Genomic DNA, 21,762 nt, shown 5'->3' on the forward strand with positions numbered 1-21,762 from the left:
GGCGGCCTGATCCGCACCGCGAGGCCCGCCCCGGGGCACCATGCCCGGGGCGGGCCTCACCCGTGCCGTTCCCGCGGCCGCCGTCCTCGGTGAGCGTCCGGCGGGCAGGGGCCGGCCCGGGGCGCGTCAGAGGTCGGTCAGGGGGACGTCCGGGTCGGCCAGGGCCTTCGGGTCCACCACCCGCTTCGACCGGACCAGTTCACGGATCGGGTCGGTGACGTCCCAGACGTTGACGTTCATGCCCGCCAGGACCCGGCCGCCGGACAGCCAGAAGGCGATGAACTCGCGGGCGGCGCGGTCGCCCCGGAAGACCACCTGGTCGTATTCGCCCGGTTCGACGTAACCGATGTACTCCATCCCCAGGTCGTACTGGTCGGTGAAGAAGTACGGCACCCGGTCGTAGACCGCCTCCGGGCCGTCCTGGCCGAGCATCGCGCGGGCCGCCGTCTGCGGCTGGTTGAGCGCGTTGGCCCAGTGCTCGACCCGGATGTGGCGGCCGAGCAGCGGGTGGAAGGCGTTCGCGACGTCCCCCGCCGCGTAGATGTCCGGGTCCGAGGTGCGCAGGTGCTCGTCCGTCCTGATGCCGTTCACGACCTCCAGGCCGGCCGACTCGGCGAGCGCCGTGAGCGGGGCGATGCCGATGCCGATGATCACCGTGTCCGCCGCCACCGTGGCGCCGTCCGCGAGGCGCACCCCGGTGACCGTGCCGCCGGTCCCGGTGAGCTCCTCGACCTTGGCGTTGAACCGCAGGTCCACGCCGTGGTCGCGGTGCAGGTCGGCGAAGACCTGGGCGACCTCTCGGCCCAGCACCCGCAGCAGCGGCAGCTCGGCCGCCTCCAACACGGTCACCTCGGCCCCCGCGGTCCGGGCGGCCGCCGCCGTCTCCAGGCCGATCCAGCCCGCGCCGATCACCACGACCCGGGCCCCGGGCCGGAGCGCCGCCCGGATCCGGTCGCTCTCCTCGACCCGGCGCAGGTAGAGCACGCCGTCCTGGTCCGCGCCCGGCACCGGCAGACGGCGCGGTACCGAGCCGGTGGTGAGGAGCAGCTTCGCGTACTCGATCCGGCCGTCGTCGGCGAGCGTGACGGTGTGCCCGGCCGGGTCGACCGAGACGACCGGGGCGCCGAGCCGGAGCGTGACGTCGTGCTCGGCGTACCACTGGGGCGGGTGGACGTAGATCTTCTCGCGCGGCGTCTTGCCGAGCAGGTAGCCCTTGGAGAGCGGCGGACGCTCGTACGGGCGCTCGTGCTCGTCACCGATCAGGACGATGCCGCCGCGGTAGCCGGCCTCGCGCAGCGCCTCCGCGGCCTTCGCCCCGCCGAGGGAGGCGCCGACGATGACGATCGGGCGCTCTCGCCCGCCGCCGTCGGCCGTTCCTGCTGTGCCCGTGCTCATGCTGAACTCCTCGCTCTCCGGCCGGAATCACGGACAGCCTGCCGCCATCCGGCGCAGCCTGTCGAGACCACGCCAGGCGCGCCGCAGTTGGTCGCCCCAACGGGTGAACCGGGGCGCGAGGCGTTTGGTGTGCGCCCGGTGGGCCCGTCCGGTGGGTCGTCCCGGCGGGTTCCTGTGGCGGTCCTTCCGGTGGGCGCCTCCGGGACGGCGGGCCCCTCCGGGATGGTGGGCGGCTCCTGGACGGTGGGCGGCTCACGGGGGGTGGGCGCCTCCGTGTCGTTGGGGATCCGCGGGACGTGCGGTCGGACCGGGCCGCCCGCTACGGAGTCATGGCGTCCCGCACCAGGGCGGTGTCGACGAACTGCTCGAAGCGCACGATCAGTCCGCCGCGCACGGTGAAGTGGTGCGCCACCCGGACCGCCAGCGGGCGACGGGTGGACCGGTGCACGGCGGTGTAGCGGGCCAGCACCACCACGTTCTCGCCGTCCACCACGTAGTGGTCGTCGTGGGCCGTCCAGCCGTCCCACTCGGCGGCCAGGCGCTCCATCACCCCGTTGGTGACGCCCTTCGGGGTGCGGTAGGTGCCGGCCAGCGGGAAGCCGGCCATTTCCGTCCACTCGACGTCGTCGGCGAGCGTGGCCCGCAGGGCGGCCAGGTCACCGCGCGCCGACGCCAGGTACTGGCGGCGGACCACGTCGGCGGGGGCGTCGGACTCGGCGAAGGCGGCGGCGGACCTCGGGATCTCGATCATCTCGGCTCAGCCCCAGGTCATCTCGCCCATGGCGACCTTGGTCCCGAGGTCGACCGCCAGCTTCATCCCCAGATCCGGGAAGCGCCGCTCCAGCGCCTCCTTGGCGGAGGTCGCGTCCGCCGCCCGGCCGATCTCGGTCTCGAACGCCCGCAGGTAGGCGCGGGTGTGGTCGATCGCGGTGGCGATGGCGGGCGCGCCGGCCGTCCGGTGGCCGGGCACCACGAGGGCGGGCTGCAACGCCTCCATGCCGTCCAGCAGGTCGATCCAGGCGGCCCGCTGCTCGGGTCTCGGGGTGTCGGCGGTCCAGACGTGCAGGCCCTCGAAGAGCAGCACCCCGCCGAGGACCGTGCGGTGGTGGTGCTGCCAGAGGTAGTGCCGGTCCGGCAGGTGGAAGTCGGCGCCGCGCAGCTCGAACCGGTGTCCCTCGAAGACGAGTTCGTCGCCGTGCAGCACCTCGGGGCGCACCAGCCTGGACGGCAGCTCCGGGCCGAGGTGGGCCCAGGCCCTCAGCTTGTCCTCGTAGGACTCCTGGATGTGCTCCACCGTGCTGGCCGTGGCGAGGAACCGTGCCTTCGGGAAGGCGTCCTGCACCTCCTGCGCCCCGAAGTAGAAGTCCGGGTCGCCGTGGCTGACGAACACGGTGGTCAGCCGCTTGCCGCTGGCCCGGACCCGCTCGACCAGCCGGCGCCCGTCGGAGCGGGTGAAGCCGGCGTCCACCAGCAGGGCGTGGTCGGGGCCGGTCACCAGCACGGAGGTCTTGTTGAGCGAGCTGTCGGGGCTGTCGATGACCTCGAAGTCGAGGGAGCTCATGCGGGGTCGTCCTTCCTCGGGCCGGCCCGGGCGCCGTACACCGGACACGCGTCGACGCCCAGCATCGGCGACCTGCGAACCGGTCGCACGTCGGGAGGCGCGGGCGGAGCGGACCGCGGACACGGGTTCCGCCTCCGCCTCCGGTGCCGTGGCGGGGGCGCGGTGCGGGCGTTCCGGGGCAGTGACGAGGCGCCGGTGGGCGTGCTGTCCGGGACGGGGTCCGCGGTGCGGGTGGGCGTGGTGGCGGGGTCAGCCGCCGGTGCCGGCGCGGGTCCAGAGGGTGAGGTCGCTGCTGGTGGCCACGGCCAGGGTCCGGCCCGAGGGGGAGAAGCCCGCGGCGCGGAAGGTGGACCAGGAGGAGTGGTACACGTGCCACCAGTTCTCGCCGTGCCCGCCCTCGAACGGCCCGCGGCCGGTGCAGAGCAGCACCCGCTCGTTGGGCCACTCCGGGGTCAGCACCTCGACGTGCCACCCGCCGGTGGCGTGGGTGTGCAGTCCGCCGCCGTACAGGCCGGCCACCGGGATGCGGACGTCCGCGACCGGGCCGATGCCGGGGCAGGAGAGGTCCGGGCCGTAGGGCTCCTCCTCCGGGTCGTACTCGCGCTCGATCTTCTCGCCGGTCACCGCGTCGAAGAGGCCGTGACCGCTGCTGGACACCGTCAGCACGAGGTCGTGGCCGGTGGCGGGGTCGGTGGCGAAGCCGATGCCGAGCAGTCCGCCGACCGGGATCAGGCCGCCGCCGACCGGCTGCCACGGCGGCGGTGGCGCGACCACGGGTGCGGCGAGGAACCGGTCGCGGAGTTGCTGCTGGTAGACGGTGACGGCCATGAATGTGATCATCGCACGGGTTGGAGCGTGGTTGGGGCGTGGTGGGGGATCGGTGCGCAGCCGGGGTCTGGACGGGGTCTGGACGGGGCCTGGACGGGGCCTGGATGAGGCCCGATCGGGGCCCGGTCGTCCTGAGGGCGGCGGTCCCGGACGCTTCGGCCGGACCGTGTGCGGCGCTCTTCGCACCGCGTGGCCGCGGGTGGCGGCGCGAGTTGGGGGCGCGCGTCGCGTGGCGCACCACCGGTCGGTGGGGGAGGCCGGGAACAGCGGGCCGAAGGGCGGTGTTCGAGCGGTCATGACCAGTGACGCCGCGCCCTTGGCCGCCCCCGAGCCCGACATCCTGCGCTACGCCGCCTTCGCCACCGACCCGGGCGGGGGGAACCCGGCAGGCGTGGTGCTCGACGCCTCGGGCCTGTCCGCCGATCGGATGCTCGCCATCGCGGCCGAGGTCGGCTACTCCGAGACGGCGTTCCTGATACCCGACACCTCGGGCGACGCCGGAGGTGCCTACACCGTGCGGTACTTCAGCCCGCTGGCTGAGGTGCCGTTCTGCGGCCATGCCACCGTCGCCTCGGCCGTCGCGCTCGCCGACCGGAACGGTCCCGGCCGGTACGTCTTCGCCACACAGGCGGGTGAGGTGCCGATCGAGGTCGACAAGGGCGCGGACGGCGTGCTGCACGCCACCCTCACCAGCGTGGAGCCGCACGTCGAGGAGGTCGGCGAGGCGGACGTCGCCGAGGCGCTCGCCCTGCTCGGCTGGTCGGCCGACGACCTGGACGCCGCCCTGCCGCCGCGGATCGGTTACGCGGGCGCCCGCCACCTGGTGCTGGCCGCCGCCACCCGCGACCGGCTGGCCCGCCTGGAGTACGACTTCGACGGCCTGGCCGCCTACATGACGGCCCGGGACCTCACCACGATCCAGCTGGTCTGGCGCGAGAGCGAGCACCTTTTCCACGTCCGCGACCCGTTCCCGGTCGGCGGCGTCGTGGAGGATCCGGCCACCGGCGCGGCGGCCGCAGCCTTCGGGGCCTACCTGCGCGAGCGGGGCGCGGTGACCGTCCCGGCCACCCTGACCCTCCACCAGGGCGAGGACCTGGGCCGCCCGGGCGTGCTGACGGTCGAGCTGCGCGAGGGCGACACCCGGATCCGGGTCTCGGGCACGGCGGTGCCGATCCCGTAGCCGGGCCGGGACGGGCGACGGAGCAGGGGCGGCGGGGCCGGGCGGTGGCTGCTGCACCCGCGGGGCCCCTGGTTGTCCGTGGCCTGCGCGTGCTCGGCGGCCCGCGGCGGCCCGCCAGTGCTCGGGCGTGCGGGCCGGGCTCAGGCCGCCTGGGCGGCCTCCTCCGTCCAGACCCCCTGCGGGTGGGCGTCCACCGGCAGCCAGAGCTGCGGCTGGGCCCGGCAGCCGGAGTCGGCCGCCCGCTCCCAGGGCCACCGCTGTTCGGCGTCCGGCCAGACGAGCTGGACGACCGGTACCGGCTCCCGCTGGTAGAAGCCGACCGCCGTGCCGAGCAGCGGCCGGTGCCAGCCCGGGTCCACCGGCTTGACGGTGAGCGGGTAGCCGTCCAGGACACCGGTGAGGAGGCTGTCCTCCGTGGTCGGCGCCCCCTCGCGCAGGCGTGTCGCGGCGGTCCCGACCCAGTGCATCAGGTCGTGCACCCGCAGGCCGAACACGGCCACCTCCGGGAGCCGGTGGGAGTGCCAGAGCCCCACCGTGAACGCCCAGTCCGGTACGTCGCCGCCGACGATCCCGACCACGTGCACGCCGTGGGCCCGGACGTAGGCCGTCTCCTGCGCCCAGTGCTCGGAGCGGTACTCCTCCGACACCCCGGGGGCGCAGAGCCGGCAGGCGCAGCCCGGTCGGTCCGGTGCGTTCGGTGCAGGTGAGTTCGGTGCGGCGGTCACGGGCGCCATCCAAGCAGCCGGCGACCGCCGGTTCCCGGGCAGGTCACCCCCGGTCCGGGCCGGCCACCGGAAAATGGGTCGCACGGATCGGGTCCGATCGGCGAACCTGCCCGGATGAAGCAAGCGAACAGCCGGTCGGTCACGGCCCACCTCACGTACGGTGACGAATATTTCGGTCCGCAGGGCCCCTACGAGGTGGACGAGGCGTGGTGGTCGGCCGCCGCGCCGGTGGTCGAGCGGCTGACGCAGGAGCTGGGCGTGCCCGTGGTGGTGCTCCGGCTGGCCGGGGTGACGGACGGCGAGGGGGGCAACGGCGGCCACGTGCTCTACCACGTCGAGGCGCTGGAGCGGCCCGCCGGACTGGTGCCGCGTCAGGCGGGCCCGGACACCGCCGCGCTGCTCGGCCCGGCCGAGCGACGGGCCGGCTGGGCCACGCCCGCCGGACTCCGGGAGACGCTCGACTGGGCGGAGCAGGCGCTGGACCGGGCCGGTCGCCCCTCGGCCGGACGACCCGAGCAGATCCGGACGTGGAACCTCTCCGGCCTGTTCCGCTACCGCACCGCCACCGGCGGCGACGCCTGGCTGAAGGCGACCAACCCCGCGTTCAACGCCGACGAGGGCGACGTGATCGCCCTGCTCGGCTCCGCCGACCCGACGCTGGTGCCGCCGGTGCTCGGCTCCGACCCGGAGCGCGGCCGCCTGCTGACCGACCACGTGCCCGGGCAGGACTGCTGGGGACCGTCCGCGGAGGAGGTCGCCGACGTGGTGCCCCGCCTGGTCGCCGCCCAGGCGGCGCTGGCCGCCGACGGCCGGGCCGCCTCGGCGGGCCTGCGCGACCGCACCCTGCCCACGCTGGTCGCGCAGGTGAACAGCCTGATCGACCGGCTCGCGGCGGAGCCCGGCGGTGAGCTGACGGCCGGTGAACGCGACGCCGCGCGGGCCCTCGCCGCGCGGCTGCCCGCGCTGGTGGCGGAGCTGGCCGGCTGCGGGCTCCCGGACACCCTGGTCCACGGCGACTTCCACCCCGGCAACTGGCGCTCCGACGGCACGGACGGCACCCACGTGGTGGTCGTCGACTTCGCCGACTCCTGCCTCGGCCACCCCGCCCTGGACGGGCTGCGCCCACGCCAGTACGTCGCGGAGGAGCGGTGGGCACAGGTCGCCGAGGTGTGGGCGCGGGCGTGGCGCGAGCACGTCCCCGGGTCGGCACCGGAACGCGCGCTGGAGCTGGTCGAGCCGCTGTACCACCTCATGTACGCGGTGCGGTACCAGGAGTTCCTGGACCACATCGAGGCCAGTGAGCGGCCGTACCACGAAGGCGACCCGGTGAGTGAGCTGCGCAGGGCCCTGGCCTGCGCGGACCGGGTCTGACGCGGCCGTCGCCGTCGGGCGGGCGGCGCCGTGCGGCGACGTGGCACGGCTTGGTGACACGACCCGGCGTGGTGACGTGGCACGGCGCTCGGTCGTAGGCGCCACCCCGCGAGCGGGGCGGCGCCTACGACCGAGCGGCGCCGTTGGCGGGGTGCTGGGCGGGGCGGTGGACGGGGAGCGCCGTGGGCCTCACCTGGTGTGGGCGATCCGGCGTCCGTCACGGGCGGAGTACAGGGTGAGCGCCTCGACCGGGCAGAAGCCGACGGCCTCGGCCAGCTTCGCCGTCAGCGGTTCCCCGACGGGTGGCGCACCGTCCGGCCGCGGCGCCCGTACCGGGTGGGCCAGCCCGTCCGCGCCGAGCACCAGGGAGCCGGGTACGGCGAGGGCGCACATGCCCGAGCCGACGCAGCGCCCGTGGTCGACCCGGACCACCACCGGGTCGTCGGTCGCCCGTCCGGCGGTCCCCGCCGAGTCCGCCGTCACCAGGCGACCTGGAGCGTGCGCGGACTGCGGGTCACCAGGCCGCGCCGCCAGTCGATGGCGTCCGTCGGTGCGGTGAGCCGCAGTGCGGGCAGCCGGCGGGCCAACCGGTGCAGCGCCAGCTCCATCTCCATCCGCGCCAGCCAGGCACCCAGGCAGTGGTGCGGCCCGGCCCCGAAGGTGAGCATCGGTGCGGCCGGCGGGGAGAACAGTTCGGTCAGCAGGTCACCGGTGAACACCTCGGGGTCATGGTTGGCCGTGCGGGTGTCGGCGGCGACCACGCTGCCGGCCGGGATGACCACCCCTCCGATCTCCACCTCCTCGCTGCTGCGCCGCAGCAGCCCGGGGAGGTGATCGGTGTCCACGAGCGGAATGGCGCGCAGCAGTTGCTCGGTGGCGGCCGCCGCGCTCCGCTCGTCGGAGGCGAGCTGCTTCCAGGCCTCGCGGCCGTCGCCGAGAAGGTAGACCAGGGCGTTTCCGAGCGCCGTCATGGTGGTCTCGTGCCCGGCCACCACCAGGCCGATCACCAGGGAGACGAGCTGCGGCTCGGTGACGTCGCCGCTCTCCCCGGCCGCCGCGAGCAGGCTGCTGACCAGGTCCTCGCCGGGGGAGGCACGGCGTTCGGCGATCAGCCCGGCGCCGAACGCGGCGAACTCCTCCAGCGCCGCCCGGATCGCCTCGGCGGAGTAGGCGGTGGTGGAGAACGCGTGGTCGCTCCAGTGCCCGAGGCGCTCGCCGTCCAGATCGTCCAGCCCAATCAGCCTGCTGATCACGGCCGTCGGAAGCGGACGGGTGTAGGCGGCGACGATGTCGGCGGGGGAGCCGCGGTCGATCAGCTCGTCGAGCAGGCCCTCGACCACCGACGCCACCCACGGGCGCCACCGGGCGATCGCCCGGGGGGTGAATGCCCGCTGTACGGTGCGGCGCAGCCGCTGGTGGTCGGGGCCGTCGAGGCTGAGCAGGCTCTGCGGGTCGTCCAGGAGGTTCGGGACCACCGACACCGGGGGCGCGTCGGGGGCGAGGAGCGGCGCCCGGCCCAGCCGCGGGTCGGTGAGCACCTGCCGGACGTCGGCGTGGCGGCTGACCAGCCAGACCGGGGTGCCGGTCGGGAGCACGCCGAGCCGCGGCGGGCCCGGGTCCAGCCGGCGCAGGCAGTGCAACGGGAGCAGCGCGGGTTCCGTGGTCGTTCCTGCTGATGGTGCCTCTGCCGCGGTCGCGGCGGCGGTGCCGGTGCCGGCGCAGGTGACACTGTTCTCGGCGGACATCCGTACTCCAGACTCCAGGGCGGTGGGCCGCTCGGGGCGGCCCGGCGGGGGCGGATCCGGGGAGGCGCGCGGGGACGGTTCGGGTGGGTCCCCCGGGCGGGCGGGGGCGGAGCCGACGGGACGGGTGGGTCGGACGGGTCGGGTTCGGTACGACCGTACGTGGGCGGCGTGCCACAGTCAGCAACGATTCCAGCCAACGCCGGTTGGGTGAGCGGACGATGACGGGCACTCGGCGGTCGCTGCACGCCCTCGGCCCGGCCGACGGGCCGTGCGGTCCTGGGCGGGCCTTGGCGGGCCTGGGGGCGGGGCCGGCCGGTCCGGGGCGGCGGCCGTGGGCCGGTACGGGAGGGTCTGAGGGGAGCCTGCGGCAGGGCCGGACGAGGGGCCCGGGCCTGCGGCAGGGCTGGAGGAGGCCCTTGGGTCTGCGGCAGGGCTGGAGGAGGGTCCCGGGCAAGCGATCTGAGACGGAGTCGGAGAAGGGGCCGGACAGGGGAGCCGGGGAGGGGGGCCGGACAGGGGAGTCGGCGAGGGTGAGCCGGATCACCGAGGCTGTTCGCCGGGCGCGGACCGGCGCGGACGATACGCTTCGTGGACAAGTCGTTTGAGCAGGTCCCGCCGGTGCAGAGCCGCATCGGCCGACGGAGGTGGAATCGGATGGCCCAGCAGGTCAAGGCAGTCATCGCGCGTGCCAAGGGTGCGCCCGTGGAGGTGACGACGATCGTCGTGCCCGACCCCGGGCCGGGCGAGGCGGTGGTCCGGATCCAGGCCTGCGGCGTCTGCCACACCGACCTCCACTACCGTGAGGGCGGCATCAACGACGAGTTCCCGTTCCTGCTCGGTCACGAGGCCGCGGGCATCGTGGAGTCGGTCGGCGCCGGTGTCACCGAGGTCGAGCCCGGTGATTTCGTGATCCTCAACTGGCGTGCGGTCTGCGGCCAGTGCCGCTCCTGCAAGCGCGGGCGCCCGCAGTACTGTTTCAACACCCACAACGCCAAGCAGAAGATGACCCTGCTGGACGGCACCGAGCTGTCCCCGGCGCTGGGGATCGGTGCGTTCGCGGAGAAGACCCTGGTCGCGGCCGGCCAGTGCACCAAGGTCGACCCGGCGGCCGAGCCGGCCGTCGCGGGCCTGCTGGGCTGCGGTGTGATGGCGGGCATCGGCGCCGCGATCAACACCGGCAACGTCGGCCGCGGCGACTCGGTCGCAGTGATCGGCTGCGGCGGTGTCGGCGGCGCGGCGGTGCTCGGCTCCAGGCTGGCCGGTGCGGCGAAGATCATCGCGGTGGACATCGATGACCGCAAGCTCGCCACCGCGCAGAAGCTCGGCGCCACGCACACCGTCAACTCCCGCACCACCGACCCGGTCGAGGCGATCCGCGAGCTGACCGACGGCAACGGCGCGGACGTGGTCGTGGAGGCGGTCGGCCGCCCGGAGACCTACCAGCAGGCCTTCTACGCCCGCGACCTGGCCGGCACCGTCGTCCTGGTCGGCGTGCCGACGCCGGAGATGAAGCTGGAGCTGCCGCTGATCGACGTGTTCGGCCGCGGCGGCGCGCTGAAGTCCTCCTGGTACGGCGACTGCCTGCCCTCGCGGGACTTCCCGCTGCTGATCGACCTCTACCTCCAGGGCCGCCTGGACCTCGGCGCCTTCGTCACCGAGACCATCGAGCTCGACGCCGTGGAGCAGGCGTTCACGCGCATGCACGAGGGCGACGTGCTGCGCTCGGTGGTGGTCCTGTGAGCACGGGAGGCACCGCCCGGATCGACCGGCTGGTCACCGCCGGAACCTTCGACCTCGACGGCGGCAGCTGGGAGGTGGAGAACAACGTCTGGATCGTCGGCGACGACACCGAGGCCGTGGTGATCGACGCGGCCCACGACGCCGCGGCCATCGAGGCGGCGCTCGGCGGGCGCCGGCTGGTGGCGATCGTCTGTACCCACGCGCACAACGACCACATCGACGCGGCCCCGGCGCTCGCGGCTCGCACCGGTGCGCCGATCCTGCTGCACCCGGACGACCTTCCGCTGTGGAAGCTCACCCACCCCGACCGGCTGCCGGACGGCGAACTCGCCGACGGCGAGCGGATCGAGGTGGCGGGCACCGTACTGACCGTGCTGCACACTCCCGGCCACGCGCCGGGCGCGGTCTGCCTCCACGCGCCCGACCTCGGGACGGTCTTCACCGGCGACACCCTGTTCCAGGGCGGCCCCGGCGCCACCGGCCGGTCGTTCTCGCACTTCCCGACGATCATCGACTCGATCCGGGACCGGCTGCTCTCCCTCCCGCCGGAGACGACGGTCCGCACCGGGCACGGCGACCCGACCACCATCGGTGCCGAGGCCCCCGCACTGCCCGAGTGGATCGCGCGCGGCCACTGACGTCTTGGCGTCGTGACGTTGTGACGTCGTGACTCCGTGACGTCGTGACGTCGTGACGTCGGCGGACGCCCGGCCCGGTGCCCGCGCACCGGGCCGGGCGTCGTACGATCGCGGGCATGGCCCATGATCCGCGCGAACTCGACGACGCGTTCCTAGCCTTCTGGCAGGAGCGGCACATCTCCACACTGACCACGCAGCGGCCGGACGGCTCACCGCACGTGGTGCCGGTCGGGGTGACGTACCAGCCGGAGACCGGGACCGCACGCGTGATCAGCAGCAGGACCAGCCGCAAGGTGCGCAACGTCCTGGCGGCCGGACCGGCCGGCATGCGGGTGGCGGTCTGCCAGGTGGACCGCGCCCGCTGGTCGACGCTGGAGGGCGTCGCCGTCGTGCGGGACGAGCCGGAGGCGGTGGCCGAGGCCGTCCGGCGCTACACCGAGCGCTACCGGGAACCGCGCGTGAACCCGGACCGCGTGGTCATCGAGATCACGGTCGACCGGGTGCTGGGCCGGGCCTGAGGCCGTCCGCGGAAGCCGACGGGAGGCCGTCCCGGAGCAGGCGTCCCGGAGCAGGCGTCCCGGCGCCGGCGGGAGAACGTAGGGAAGCAGCCGTCCGGCGCCGGCGGGAGGACGTCCCCCAGCCGATGGGGGAGTGACGACGATCAGCTCCTCCACGGAGGCGGTCGACGACGACCACCGCGGCCCCCACCCCCACCCCCCACCCTCCACCGGCCGGGCCGTGGGACACGAGGAGCCACGGCCGGTGTCACGACCGGACCCGCGTCGACTCCCGGGTCCTGCCGTGGGGAGAACGGCTTTGGTCAACCGATTGTTCGGCCGCGTGTCCGGCCCACCGGTACCGCGTGACCTGCGGTTCCTCGGTGACGCAGGCCCTGGGCGGGGCGGGGGCGGGGCGGCGGGGACGTTGTTTATCGGGCGTTGATCGGCAGGCCCTAACGTCGGGGGCATGAACGAGGGAACGATCGATACGCGGGGCGTACGGGTGCTGCCCGAGGGGCGGATGACGGAGCAGGACGCGGAGCGGTTCCGGGTGTTGCTGGCCCGTCTGGAGAGCTCGCTGGTCGCCGACCGGCGGGCGGCGGAGACGGGCTCCGATGCCTGAGGACGAGCCGGCGAGAGCCGGTTCGGGGCGGCGGGTCGAGGTGCTGCCGTTGTGGGAGCGCGGCCCGGCGGCGCCGGAGCCGGGGATGTGGGTCGGGGGCGGTGAGGTGTCGTCCGGTCCGGGGCTGCACCGGGCCGAACCGGACGACGGGGTCGGCTACTTCAGGAGGCGCACCTCCGGGTAGGCCGCAGACGGGTGGTCCAGCAGCGGTCCCGGGCGGCCGAGCAGGTGTCGGTCGAAGAACGCCCCGAGGTAGGCCCGGGTGGCGACGAGCCCGCGCGCGCCCTTGATGGTGCCGTACTGTTCCGGCGCGACGTCCGGCGGCACCTGGTCGCGGACCCCGAACGCGTCCACCAGCCAGTGCAGGTCGCAGAAGGTCAGGTGGCCGCCCTCGGGGAGGTCGAGCCAGCGCTTCCAGCCGGTCAGGTGCTTCCACGTCCGCTCCCAGTTGGCCTTGGGCGGGGAGTCGCCACCGCGCTGGGCGCCGAGCAGCAGCACCGGGCGGGCGAGGCCGTCGACGGGCGGCGGGACGAAGAAGTCGCCGTCGAGGTCGGCGGCGGCACGGATCCTCCCGTCCTCGTGCATCGCCTCGATCGCGCTCGCCCCGCCGAGCGAATGCCCGGCCACGCCGATCCGGGACCGGTCGATCCGGAGCCCTCGGACCGGCCCGGAGCCAGGTCCGGAGCCGGGTTCCGCGGCAGGCCCGGAGCCAGGTCCGGAACCAGGCCCGGCGGTAAAGCGGTCGATCAGCAACCGGATGTCCTTCGCCCGGGTGAGGGTGACCTCCGCCGCCCGCTGGTCGTCCACCCGGTCGCAGATCAGGCAGTGCTCCACCCGCCCGTCCGGGAACTGCACCGCCGTCTCGTAGGTGTGGTCGAGTGCCGCCACCGCGTAGCCACGGGCGGCGAGGTCCTCGGCGAGGGCGGTGAGCGAGGTGCGGCTCAAGCCGAAGCCGGGTGAGAGCACGATCAGCGCGTGGGATCCGGGTGCCGGGGGCACGCCGACCAGCGAACCCGTGCGCACGCGGCTCGCCTCCGGGCCGCCGAACAGCACGGTGGACAGCTCCGCCGACATGTACGGGGCCCGTTCGCCGCGCCCCGACAACGCCGGGTACCAGAGCGTCGCCATCAGCTCGCGGGTGGCGGCGTCGGCCCGCCACGGATCACGCCGGCCCGCGTCCACCAGGTGCAGCGAGGCGGTGCCGACCGGCCGCCGGACGGTGGGCGGTGGTACCTGCGGCGCCTCTGCGCTCCGGGGAGGGGACAGGCCGGCGGTGGTCGGGCCGGGGGCGGCAACCGCGGCCTGCGGCGCCACGAGGCACAGCAGCGCGAACAGGACGGCCAGCGGTGCGGAACGGCTGACGACACGGGTGACGGCGGTGCGGTGCCGGGGAGTTCTCAACATGACGCCACGTTAGATCGCGTACGCCCGGCTCCGCGTCCTGCCTGTGGTGGAACCGTCGTCCACCGCAGGCAGGAGCCGCCACGCGGGCGGGCTCGCCACTCGGACGGGCCGCCTCCACCTGTGGTCGTGTCAGTTTCCGTTGAAACCCGGGGTGTTCCCGGGGGTGGTTCCGGGAATGCGCCGGTGTGCCCAGGGGTCGGGCTTCAGCAGTTGCAGCCGCCGCAGTCGCATCCGTCGCAACCGCAGTCACAGCCGTCGCAGCAGCCGCCGTCCCCGCAGCACTGGCAGCACTGGAAGCAGTCCCCGCAGCCGCTGCAGTCCCCGCAGCCGCAGTCGCAGTTCTGCCGGGCGCACCAGCCGGTCCGGTGCTCGCGCGAGAACGGGTCGTTGTGGTCGCAGCACATCAGCTGGCACGTACAGGCCATCAGCGCCCAGACGGCGCAGCCGGCCAGCAGGTTGCGGCGGTGCGGGGGCGGGGTGCCGGGCGGGGAGAAGCCCGGCCCCTGCGGCACCCACGGCGGGACGGGCGCGCCCGGACCGGCCGGCGGTGCCTGGTTCGGGTCGTGCCGGGGCGGCGACTGGTAGGGGTTGGAGCCGGCCGGAGCGGTGGCGGTGTCCCCGCCGCCGGGCGCCGTCCGGGTCTTGCAGGCGGCGGTGTGCGAGGCCGGGCCGAAGACGCGCTCGACCGCGCGCTCGGTCTCGTGTGCGAGCAGGACGTGGACCAGCGCCCGGTCGGTCAGCTCGACCTCGCGCAGGGCGAGCCGGATGCCGTGGACGGCGTCCCGGCAGAGGCGTTCGGCCTCGGCCCGGTCGGTGCCGGTCGCGGTGAGCGGGTTCCAGGCGCCGCCGGCGGCGTCCTCGGCCTGGTCCTCGGCGGCGTCCAGCAGGTGGGCGAGCCGGCCGAACAGCCGCCCCGCCTCGGCCAGTGGCGCGGCGTTGCCGGGCCGCCCGGACAGTGCGGCGGTGTGAGCGAAGGCGGCCGACGTGGCGCTCTCGGTGGGCTCGGTGACCAGGAGTACGGAGCCGCCCGGCTCCAGCCCGCGCTCCAGCTCGCCCTGGCGGGCGGCGGCGTCGAGCAGCACGGCGGTGTCGAAGCCGACCACCGAGGCGCTGCCCGCGCTCCTGCGGTCCCAGCGCCTGGTCACGGCGCGCGCCCCGGCCGCGACCGGACGGCGCGCGAACACGCCGTCCCCGTCCTCGACGTGGTCGCGGATCTTCACCGAGGCGAGCGTCAGTGAGACGGCCGCCGCCAGCCGTGCCCCCTCGCCCTTGGCGACCGAGGCGGTCCGCATCCCCCGCAGCGGGCAGGGCCCGGCAGTGCGGCGACCGGAGGGGTCGTCCTTCGCGCTCTGCGCCTCGACCAGCACCGAGATGATCAGACCGTCGTAGTTGGTCGCGGTCCGGGCCAGCTGTCCGTGGTCGTCCCGAAGCGCGAGGCAGAGCCCGCACAGGTGCGCCATCCACGACGCCTGCAACCGCTCGGACAGCCGGTGCCGACACGGCCTGATGATGCCGAACATGATCCCCCCAGCCTGCACGGGCCGTGATCGGCCCTGGTCGCGGACATCATATGACCGGTCAGGGGGCCTGGGGAGGGCGGTGTCCGGGCGACCCTCGACTCCGTCGGCCGGTCCCACGACCGGGACTTCAACCGGGGCAGGCAACGGCTGCGGGACTTCGGCGCCGCGCGGATCGAGGTCTTCGAGCTACGGCCCGGCCGGCTCGTCCTCGACGTGGGAATGGCCGACGGCTTCACGGACCGGAAGGCGCGGGACGGGCTCAAGGAGCAGATCCTGCGACTGCCGGGCGTCGTCGAGGTACGTCTCTGCACGTTCCACAGCTGTGACCAGTAGTAGTAGTACTTCGCTGGGTCCGACCGGCCTAGAGTCCTTCCCATGACGGATCATCGGGACGAGACCAGGGCGGCCTACGACGGGGTCGTCGAGCTCTACGCGTCGCTGTTCGCAGACCGGCTGGAGGAGCGGCCGTTCGCCCGGGCCATGATCGGCACCTTCGCCGAACTGGTGCGCGCGACGGGCAACCCGCGGGCGGCGGACGTCGGGTGCGGGCCCGGACACCTGACGGCCATGCTGCACGAACTGGGCCTGGACGCCATCGGACTCGACCTCTCCCCGGGCATGGTCGACCACGCCCGGCGGGCCCATCCGGCACTGCGCTTCCAGGAGGCGAGGATGGAGTCCCTGCCGGTCGAGGACGGTGCGCTCGGCGGCGTACTGGCCCACTACTCGATGATCCACACCCCGCCGGGGGAACTGCCGGCGCTGCTCGCCGAGCAGGTCCGCGTCCTCGCGCCGGGCGGCCTGCTCCTGGTCTCCTTCTTCGGGACCGACGGACCGGAGCCGGTCCGCTTCGACCACAAGGTGACGCCTGCCTACAGCTGGCCGGCGGACCGCCTCGCCGAACTGCTGGCCGACGCCGGGCTCGTTCCCTTCGCCCGCCTGCTCCACGACCCGGCCTCCGAACGGGGCTTCCTCGATGCCCACCTGCTGGCCCGCCGCTCGTAGGCCCGGTCCGACGCTGCCCGCCGGACGGTCGGCCCGCCCCCGGACGGTCGGCCCGCCCCCGGACGGTCGGCCCGCCCCCGGACGGTCGGCCCGCCCCCGGGTGGTCGACACGCCCAGGCGGCCGGCACACCCCGGCGCCCCTCCGGCAACCTGCACGGAACACCCCTGAATGCCTCGCTCCGAGGCTGCTGTTCCGCCTGAGGGCTGTCCCGTGACCGACCTCCGGGACGGCCACCCGGGTCCTGCCGACGGTCGGCCGCCAGGACGATCGAGGGGTGGCTCTCGTGGGGGATCGTGATCCTGCGTGTGGCCGACGTACTGTCGTTGAGGTTTGGCGAGGCTGGGGTCATGCCGATCACACGCCTCGCCCTTCCCCTCGGTGACACCGAGCGCCCCGTGCCCGTCTGGGCCCTCCGGCTCGCCAAAGCCCTCCCGTTCGTCGTGCTGCCGCACTGCCTGTGGCGGCTGCCGTTCGCCGCCGACTTCCGGATGGGGATGGTCGACCCGGCGGCACCGGTCGCTCCGTGGTGGAGCCCGTTCTACGTCGTCGGGCTCAGCGTGCTCACCGAGGCGCTGGCCCTGCTCACCACCGGCCTGGTCAGCGGGTGGGGCGAGAGGCTGCCGGGCTGGGTGCCGTTCCTCGGCGGCAAGCGGGTGGCGCCGCTCGCCGCGGTGGTCCCGGCGACCCTGGGCGGCCTGGCCCTGGTGGCGATGTTCGACCTCTACCCGCTCGCCTGGGCGGGCATCCTGCCCGAGGTGGGGTTCAGCAACGGATGGTGGATGGCCCTGGCCCGGGTGTGCATCACGCCGGCGATGTTGTGGGGACCGATCGTGCTGGCCCTGGCCTGGGCCTACTACCGGCGCCGCCGACCCGCCTGATGGGTTCGTCGGCCGGACCGGGCACGCGATCGACCGCAGGGCCGGCGCGGCCACCGGCCGGCGCACGAAGCTGACACTGCGGCAGCTCGGGCCACTGTCCGCGGTGTCCAGGTCGGCGTCTACGTCGAGCACTCCTGCATCCAGGGGACCGGGTGGTGCCGTGACGCCAAGCCCCTGGTCCGCACCCGGCGGTTTCCAGGGGTAGTGGAACAGGGCTTCGCCGTACGCGGAGTCGCGCTCGGACCGAACCTCTCGCGGAGCGCCGACGGTAGTGGCTCCCGCATCACCCGGTCGCGTGAACCGATCCGGACCGAACGCTTGCTTTCCGTCCCCGTTCGGTCTCCCTCCGGGTGCCCGGGGCCGGTGTCCATCGGAAGGTGAGCGCGTGGGGCGGAGCGGGCGCGGCGACAGAGACACGGAGACATGGAACTCATGAGGTTCGATCGAGGCGGGCGCCCACGCTCCTGGCGAGCGCGAGCAGGCCGGACCCTGGCCGTCCTCGGCCTGGTGCTGGCCGGAACGGGCATGGGATTCCGCGCGGCGCCGGCCTCCGCCCTTGTCATGGCGGATTTCCGCAGCACCTCGGTGGTCCTGACCAACAACAGCGACCTGCCGCTGATCCTCACCGACCACTACCTCCAGCACGGGTGCTGGGAGACCGAGCCACCGGAGCGGATCGAGCCGGGCAAGGTGGTGCTCTGGAAGTCGGTGTCCTGCGGGGCCGGAACGGGCACCGAGGGATCGGCCTTCTACCGGATCGACAACGACAAGGGCCCGAACCTCCGCGTGCACTGGGACAACGCCGCCGTCGGCGGGCAGAGCTACGACGAGACGGTCCCGAACGGCTACGCGGTCTCCCGCAGCGGTGGGGACGGAGACCATGCCACCGTCAACTACACCTTCGACTGCAACTCGCGGATGTGCGACGGCATCCCCGACGGCTGGAAGCTCCACGGCGTCGACATCGATCCGGGGGACGGCAGCCCGATCAAGCACCTCGACCTGCCCGGCATGGGCGCCGACGTGAACCGGCCCGACATCTTCGTCCACCTCGACTGGATGGCGGACGGCACACCCGGCAACGTCCACAGCCACCAGCTGTCCTCCCAGGCGATCCGGAAGGTGGTCGACGCCTTCGCCAACGCGCCCTACCAGCGGCGAGGAGCCTCCAGACCCGGCATCAACCTGCACGTCGACGCCGGCCCGGACAGCATCCTCGACTTCGCCACCGACCGGACCTGGGGAGCGCTGAGCCGGGCACGACAGGTCACCGAGGTCGACAACCTCGGCGCGTTCCGAGGGAATTGTCCGAATCCGGCCGACCCGGACCCGGACAATGACGCGTGCAAGTACGTGTGGGACGACTTCTACAAGATCAAGACGGCCCCCGGCGGCTTCGTCAGCGCCGGCCGTTCGCCCGTGTTCCACTACGCGCTCTCCGCTCACCTGCTCGCCCCCGGCACCACGTGGAACGGCCTCGCTCCCAGCGGCACCGGCGATTTCGCCCTCGCTCTCGGCAACCAGTCACGCCAGGTCGGCACCGAGGACCAGCAGGCCGGCACCCTCATGCACGAACTCGGCCACAATCTGAGCCTGGACCACGGCGGTTCCGATGCGGTCAACTTCAAACCGCAGTACTTCAGCGTGATGAACTACTCGTACATGGCGGGGCTGACGAGCGGGCCCGCCACGTACATCGACTACTCGCACGTGGCGACCACCCTCGACGAGGCCCGGCTGGACGAGAACACCGTTCCCAGCACCGGAACCATGCCCTACGGCATCCGCCGCTACTGCGAAGCGGTCAGGAGGTTCGTCAATACGACGAGCAGCGGCAACTGGATCGACTGGAACTGCGACGGCAACACCGACATGGATCCCGTCCCCGTCGACGTCAACGGCGACGGCCGGCTGACCCCGCTCGCCGGATACGACGACTGGGCGCATCTGAAGCTGACCGGCGGAGCGATCGGTCACCCCGGGGTGCCGCCGCTCCCGGAACCGGAGGCGGTCCGGGAGTTCGACGACAACGCGGCCCGGCGGATCCAACCGCCGGACACCACCGCCCCGGTCACCGCCGCCACCGCCGAGCCGCCACCGAACGACGCCGGGTGGAACAACACCGACGTCACCGTCACCCTCGGCGCGACCGACGACATCAGCGGCGTGGCCAGGACCGAGTACGACGTCGACGGCAACGGCTGGACGGGTTATACGGGCCCGGTCCTCCTCAACACCCCGGGCAGTCACGCCCTGTCGTACCGCTCCATCGACCGGGCACAGAACATCGAGGACACCAGGACCCTTCCGGTCCGCATCGACCGGACACCACCGGTCACCACGGCCACCATCAGCCCGAACCCCAACCCGGCCGGCTGGATCAACGCGGACGGCACCGTCACCCTCACGTCCACCGACGACCTCAGCGGAGTGGCGGGCATCACCTACAGCACGACGGGCGCCCAGACGACGCCACTCACCACCGTCCCCGGCGACGCCGTCAACGTGAAGATCGACCAGGAGGGCGAAACCGTTCTCACCTTCCACGCCACCGACCATGCCGGCAACACCGAGACGGACAAGACCCTCACCATCAGGCTCGACAGGACCGCGCCCGTCTCAACGTTCACCACCGCGCCCGAGACGATCTTCGTCGCCGCCCCCGCCGGCGGCCCCCACGACGACCAGTACGTCACCGGCACCGCCGCCGACACCGGCTCGGGCGTCGACCACGTCGAGCTCACCTTCACCTCGCAGGTGCCCGGACCGACCCTGGTCCAGCGGGCGGCCCTTTCCTGCACCGACACCGCGCACCACGACTGCACCTGGCGGGTGCGGCCGCCCTCCGGCCTCGGCATCTACCGCGTGACCTCCACCGCCACCGACACCGCGGGCAACACCGAAGTCCCGGGACGCGGCATCCGCATCATCGTCGCCCGCACGGATTCGTGAACCACCGTCAGGGGTGAGATGACACGACCTGCGTCCGCGTCCTCGGCGTCAGCGGCGCAGGCGGGTGTTGAGCCGGGCGGCCTGGCGCGTCAGGTGATCGCGTTCGGCGAGGTCGGGTGCCTTGTGGGCCGCCTCGGCGTACAGCCGCGCCGCCGTCGCCAGGTCGCCGTCGCGCTCGTGGAGGTACGCCGACACCGCGGTGTGCCGGGGCAGTGAGTCGTCCAGTGCGGCGAGTGCGGCCAGTCCGGCGCGCGGGCCGTCGGCCTCACCGACGGCGACCGCGCGATTGAGCCGGACGACCGGGCTGTCGGTCAGGCCGGCGAGCTCGTCGTACCACTCGACGATCTGCACCCAGTCGGTCTCCCCGGCGGTCGGCGCGTCCGCGTGGAGGGCCGCGATGGCGGCCTGGGCCTGGAACTCGCCCAGCCGGTCGCGGGCGAGGGCCGCCTGGAGGATCCCGACGCCCTCGGCGATCGACGCGGTGTCCCACCGGGAGCGGTCCTGCTCGGCGAGCGGCACCAGGCTGCCGTCGGGCGCGGTCCGGGCCGCGCGCCGGGCGTGGTGGAGCAGCATGAGGGCGAGCAGCCCCGCCACCTCGGGGTGGTCGATCGCGGCCGCGAGCTGCCGGGTGAGCCGGATGGCCTCGACGGCGAGGTCGACGTCACCGCCGTAGCCCTCGTTGAAGACCAGGTAGAGGACGCGCAGCACGGTGGCGACGTCGCCGGGCCGTTCGAAGCGCACACCGGAGACGGTGCGTTTGGCCCGGCTGATGCGCTGCGCCATGGTCGCCTCGGGCACCAGGTAGGCCCGGGCGATCTGGCGGGTGGTCAGCCCGCCCACGGCGCGCAGCGTGAGCGCGACCGCGGACGACGGCGTCAGCGACGGGTGGGCGCACAGGAAGTAGAGCTGGAGCGTGTCGTCCACCGCGGGGGCGGGCCCGGGCGGCGGCTCCTCGTCGACGAGGTCCTCCCGCCGGCGGCGGGAGGCGTCCGCGCGGGTCGCGTCGAGGAACCTGCGCCACGCCACGGTGACCAGCCAGCCCTTCGGGTCCCGCGGCGGGTCGGTGGGCCAGACGCGGACCGCCTCCACCAGCGCGTCCTGCACGGCGTCCTCGGCCGCCGCGAAGTCGGCTCCGCGGCGGACGAGGATTCCGAGCACGCTCGGTGTGAGGCTCCGGAGCAGGGCCTCCTTCATGGCCGGGTCACTCCGTGATGGTGGGCGGCTCGGTCAGGAACGGGCGCAGTTCGAGCCACTCGTGGATCGGCCTCCCGCCCGCTCCGGGCGCGGCCGACAGTTCCCCGGCCAGCTCGACGGCGCGCTCGTAGCCGTCGACGTCGATCACCATCCAGCCGGCGATGAGGTCCTTGGTCTCGGCGAAGGGTCCGTCGGTGACCGGCGGGCGGCCCTCGCCGTCGTACCTGACCCAGGTGCCCCCGGGGGCGAGCGCCTGACCGTCGACGAACTCGCCGGTCCCCTCCAGCCGGGCCGCGAAGTCGTTCATGTACTGCACGTGTGCCGAGATCTCCTCCGGCGTCCACCGGTCCATGGGCACGTCGTTGACCGGAGCCGGGGCGCCGCGGTAGTGCTTCAGCAGCAGGTACTTGGCCATCGTGTTCCTCCTCGGTGCCGTGCGGCCCATTGTGGCCGCTTGCACCCCTGGGACGGAGCCGCCCACGGGTTCTCGACATCCTCGACCG

The 21,762-nt window shown here is 73.9% G+C and carries 20 protein-coding genes; 9 read left to right on the forward strand and 11 right to left on the reverse strand.

All coding sequences use genetic code 11. The features are described 5' to 3' along the window. Positions 1–126: 126 nt before the first annotated feature. From J5Y04_RS18615 to J5Y04_RS18630, 4 genes are all read right to left on the reverse strand, one after another. Complete coding sequence (locus tag J5Y04_RS18615; RefSeq protein WP_209413166.1) at positions 127–1,395, reverse strand: NAD(P)/FAD-dependent oxidoreductase; 1,269 nt, start codon at positions 1,393–1,395, stop codon at positions 127–129. Between the two features lie 319 nt (positions 1,396–1,714). Next, a complete protein-coding gene (locus J5Y04_RS18620; RefSeq protein ID WP_209413167.1) occupies positions 1,715–2,146 on the reverse strand; it encodes a nuclear transport factor 2 family protein in 432 nt (143 codons plus the stop codon). 6 nt (positions 2,147–2,152) lie between these two features. Beyond that, a complete protein-coding gene (locus J5Y04_RS18625; RefSeq protein ID WP_209413168.1) occupies positions 2,153–2,956 on the reverse strand; it encodes an MBL fold metallo-hydrolase in 804 nt (267 codons plus the stop codon). A gap of 249 nt (positions 2,957–3,205) precedes the next feature. Further along, positions 3,206–3,784, reverse strand: coding sequence for a hypothetical protein (locus J5Y04_RS18630; protein WP_209413169.1), 579 nt, complete (start codon positions 3,782–3,784; stop codon positions 3,206–3,208). Between the two features lie 295 nt (positions 3,785–4,079). On the opposite strand from J5Y04_RS18630, the gene J5Y04_RS18635 reads away from it, so the two are divergent. Beyond that, positions 4,080–4,964, forward strand: a complete 885-nt coding sequence (locus J5Y04_RS18635; RefSeq protein ID WP_209413170.1) for a PhzF family phenazine biosynthesis protein — start codon at positions 4,080–4,082, stop codon at positions 4,962–4,964. Positions 4,965–5,104: 140 nt separating this feature from the next. Here the strand turns inward: J5Y04_RS18635 and J5Y04_RS18640 are convergent, their stop codons facing one another. Further along, positions 5,105–5,689, reverse strand: coding sequence for a DUF4262 domain-containing protein (locus J5Y04_RS18640; protein WP_209413171.1), 585 nt, complete (start codon positions 5,687–5,689; stop codon positions 5,105–5,107). 114 nt (positions 5,690–5,803) lie between these two features. Here J5Y04_RS18640 and J5Y04_RS18645 point away from each other — a divergent pair, with 114 nt between their 5' ends. Continuing rightward, the gene (locus J5Y04_RS18645; protein WP_209413172.1) at positions 5,804–7,060 is read left to right on the forward strand and encodes a phosphotransferase; all 1,257 of its coding nucleotides are present in this window, start codon (positions 5,804–5,806) and stop codon (positions 7,058–7,060) included. 189 nt (positions 7,061–7,249) lie between these two features. Here J5Y04_RS18645 and J5Y04_RS18650 read toward each other — a convergent pair whose 3' ends face one another. Further along, positions 7,250–7,543, reverse strand: a complete 294-nt coding sequence (locus J5Y04_RS18650) for a ferredoxin (protein ID WP_307853183.1) — start codon at positions 7,541–7,543, stop codon at positions 7,250–7,252. Then, positions 7,540–8,805 carry a cytochrome P450 gene (locus tag J5Y04_RS18655; protein WP_209413173.1) on the reverse strand — a complete coding sequence of 422 codons (1,266 nt, stop codon included), beginning with the start codon at positions 8,803–8,805 and terminating at the stop codon, positions 7,540–7,542. Before J5Y04_RS18655 ends, J5Y04_RS18650 begins: the two co-directional genes overlap by 4 nt. Positions 8,806–9,459: 654 nt before the next feature. On the opposite strand from J5Y04_RS18655, the gene J5Y04_RS18660 reads away from it, so the two are divergent. From J5Y04_RS18660 to J5Y04_RS18675, 4 genes are all read left to right on the forward strand, one after another. Further along, entirely contained in the window at positions 9,460–10,545 is a 1,086-nt protein-coding gene (locus J5Y04_RS18660) for an S-(hydroxymethyl)mycothiol dehydrogenase (RefSeq protein WP_209413174.1), read from the forward strand. Further along, positions 10,542–11,183, forward strand: coding sequence for an MBL fold metallo-hydrolase (locus J5Y04_RS18665; protein ID WP_209413176.1), 642 nt, complete (start codon positions 10,542–10,544; stop codon positions 11,181–11,183). The genes J5Y04_RS18660 and J5Y04_RS18665 overlap by 4 nt, the downstream gene beginning before the upstream one ends. 116 nt (positions 11,184–11,299) lie before the next feature. Further along, positions 11,300–11,701 (forward strand): pyridoxamine 5'-phosphate oxidase family protein, encoded by a 402-nt coding sequence (locus tag J5Y04_RS18670; RefSeq protein ID WP_148640984.1) that lies wholly within the window; start codon positions 11,300–11,302, stop codon positions 11,699–11,701. A gap of 448 nt (positions 11,702–12,149) precedes the next feature. Then, complete coding sequence (locus J5Y04_RS18675; protein ID WP_209413177.1) at positions 12,150–12,305, forward strand: hypothetical protein; 156 nt, start codon at positions 12,150–12,152, stop codon at positions 12,303–12,305. Positions 12,306–12,461: 156 nt separating this feature from the next. Here J5Y04_RS18675 and J5Y04_RS18680 read toward each other — a convergent pair whose 3' ends face one another. Then, entirely contained in the window at positions 12,462–13,709 is a 1,248-nt protein-coding gene (locus J5Y04_RS18680) for an alpha/beta hydrolase (protein ID WP_209413178.1), read from the reverse strand. Between the two features lie 203 nt (positions 13,710–13,912). Further along, positions 13,913–15,229, reverse strand: coding sequence for a DUF5685 family protein (locus J5Y04_RS18685; protein ID WP_209413179.1), 1,317 nt, complete (start codon positions 15,227–15,229; stop codon positions 13,913–13,915). Positions 15,230–15,604: 375 nt separating this feature from the next. Here J5Y04_RS18685 and J5Y04_RS18690 point away from each other — a divergent pair, with 375 nt between their 5' ends. From J5Y04_RS18690 to J5Y04_RS18700, 3 genes are all read left to right on the forward strand, one after another. Beyond that, a complete protein-coding gene (locus tag J5Y04_RS18690; protein ID WP_209413180.1) occupies positions 15,605–16,234 on the forward strand; it encodes a class I SAM-dependent methyltransferase in 630 nt (209 codons plus the stop codon). Between the two features lie 348 nt (positions 16,235–16,582). Beyond that, a complete protein-coding gene (locus J5Y04_RS18695) occupies positions 16,583–17,113 on the forward strand; it encodes a hypothetical protein (protein WP_209413181.1) in 531 nt (176 codons plus the stop codon). 432 nt (positions 17,114–17,545) lie between these two features. Then, positions 17,546–20,065: an OmpL47-type beta-barrel domain-containing protein gene (locus J5Y04_RS18700; protein WP_209413182.1), complete on the forward strand. Its 2,520-nt coding sequence runs from the start codon at positions 17,546–17,548 to the stop codon at positions 20,063–20,065. A gap of 48 nt (positions 20,066–20,113) precedes the next feature. Here the strand turns inward: J5Y04_RS18700 and J5Y04_RS18705 are convergent, their stop codons facing one another. Further along, entirely contained in the window at positions 20,114–21,259 is a 1,146-nt protein-coding gene (locus J5Y04_RS18705) for an RNA polymerase sigma factor (protein WP_209413184.1), read from the reverse strand. Positions 21,260–21,266: 7 nt separating this feature from the next. Continuing rightward, positions 21,267–21,674 (reverse strand): YciI family protein, encoded by a 408-nt coding sequence (locus tag J5Y04_RS18710; protein WP_209413186.1) that lies wholly within the window; start codon positions 21,672–21,674, stop codon positions 21,267–21,269. Positions 21,675–21,762 lie beyond the last annotated feature (88 nt).

The sequence above is a fragment of the Kitasatospora sp. RG8 genome, from assembly GCF_017813315.1.
In the GTDB taxonomy this organism is placed as follows: Bacteria; Actinomycetota; Actinomycetes; order Streptomycetales; family Streptomycetaceae; genus Kitasatospora.

What these genes read in the sequence shown, in the direction of transcription:
- J5Y04_RS18615 (WP_209413166.1), bottom strand. Translation starts at nt 1,395, where the DNA reads ATGAGCACGGGCACAGCAGGAACGGCCGACGGCGGCGGGCGAGAGCGC.
- J5Y04_RS18620 (WP_209413167.1), bottom strand. Translation starts at nt 2,146, where the DNA reads ATGATCGAGATCCCGAGGTCCGCCGCCGCCTTCGCCGAGTCCGACGCC.
- J5Y04_RS18625 (WP_209413168.1), bottom strand. Translation starts at nt 2,956, where the DNA reads ATGAGCTCCCTCGACTTCGAGGTCATCGACAGCCCCGACAGCTCGCTC.
- J5Y04_RS18630 (WP_209413169.1), bottom strand. Translation starts at nt 3,784, where the DNA reads ATGGCCGTCACCGTCTACCAGCAGCAACTCCGCGACCGGTTCCTCGCC.
- J5Y04_RS18635 (WP_209413170.1), top strand. Translation starts at nt 4,080, where the DNA reads ATGACCAGTGACGCCGCGCCCTTGGCCGCCCCCGAGCCCGACATCCTG.
- J5Y04_RS18645 (WP_209413172.1), top strand. Translation starts at nt 5,804, where the DNA reads ATGAAGCAAGCGAACAGCCGGTCGGTCACGGCCCACCTCACGTACGGT.
- J5Y04_RS18655 (WP_209413173.1), bottom strand. Translation starts at nt 8,805, where the DNA reads ATGTCCGCCGAGAACAGTGTCACCTGCGCCGGCACCGGCACCGCCGCC.
- J5Y04_RS18660 (WP_209413174.1), top strand. Translation starts at nt 9,460, where the DNA reads ATGGCCCAGCAGGTCAAGGCAGTCATCGCGCGTGCCAAGGGTGCGCCC.
- J5Y04_RS18670 (WP_148640984.1), top strand. Translation starts at nt 11,300, where the DNA reads ATGGCCCATGATCCGCGCGAACTCGACGACGCGTTCCTAGCCTTCTGG.
- J5Y04_RS18675 (WP_209413177.1), top strand. Translation starts at nt 12,150, where the DNA reads ATGAACGAGGGAACGATCGATACGCGGGGCGTACGGGTGCTGCCCGAG.
- J5Y04_RS18680 (WP_209413178.1), bottom strand. Translation starts at nt 13,709, where the DNA reads ATGTTGAGAACTCCCCGGCACCGCACCGCCGTCACCCGTGTCGTCAGC.
- J5Y04_RS18685 (WP_209413179.1), bottom strand. Translation starts at nt 15,229, where the DNA reads ATGTTCGGCATCATCAGGCCGTGTCGGCACCGGCTGTCCGAGCGGTTG.
- J5Y04_RS18690 (WP_209413180.1), top strand. Translation starts at nt 15,605, where the DNA reads ATGACGGATCATCGGGACGAGACCAGGGCGGCCTACGACGGGGTCGTC.
- J5Y04_RS18695 (WP_209413181.1), top strand. Translation starts at nt 16,583, where the DNA reads ATGCCGATCACACGCCTCGCCCTTCCCCTCGGTGACACCGAGCGCCCC.
- J5Y04_RS18700 (WP_209413182.1), top strand. Translation starts at nt 17,546, where the DNA reads ATGAGGTTCGATCGAGGCGGGCGCCCACGCTCCTGGCGAGCGCGAGCA.
- J5Y04_RS18705 (WP_209413184.1), bottom strand. Translation starts at nt 21,259, where the DNA reads ATGAAGGAGGCCCTGCTCCGGAGCCTCACACCGAGCGTGCTCGGAATC.
- J5Y04_RS18710 (WP_209413186.1), bottom strand. Translation starts at nt 21,674, where the DNA reads ATGGCCAAGTACCTGCTGCTGAAGCACTACCGCGGCGCCCCGGCTCCG.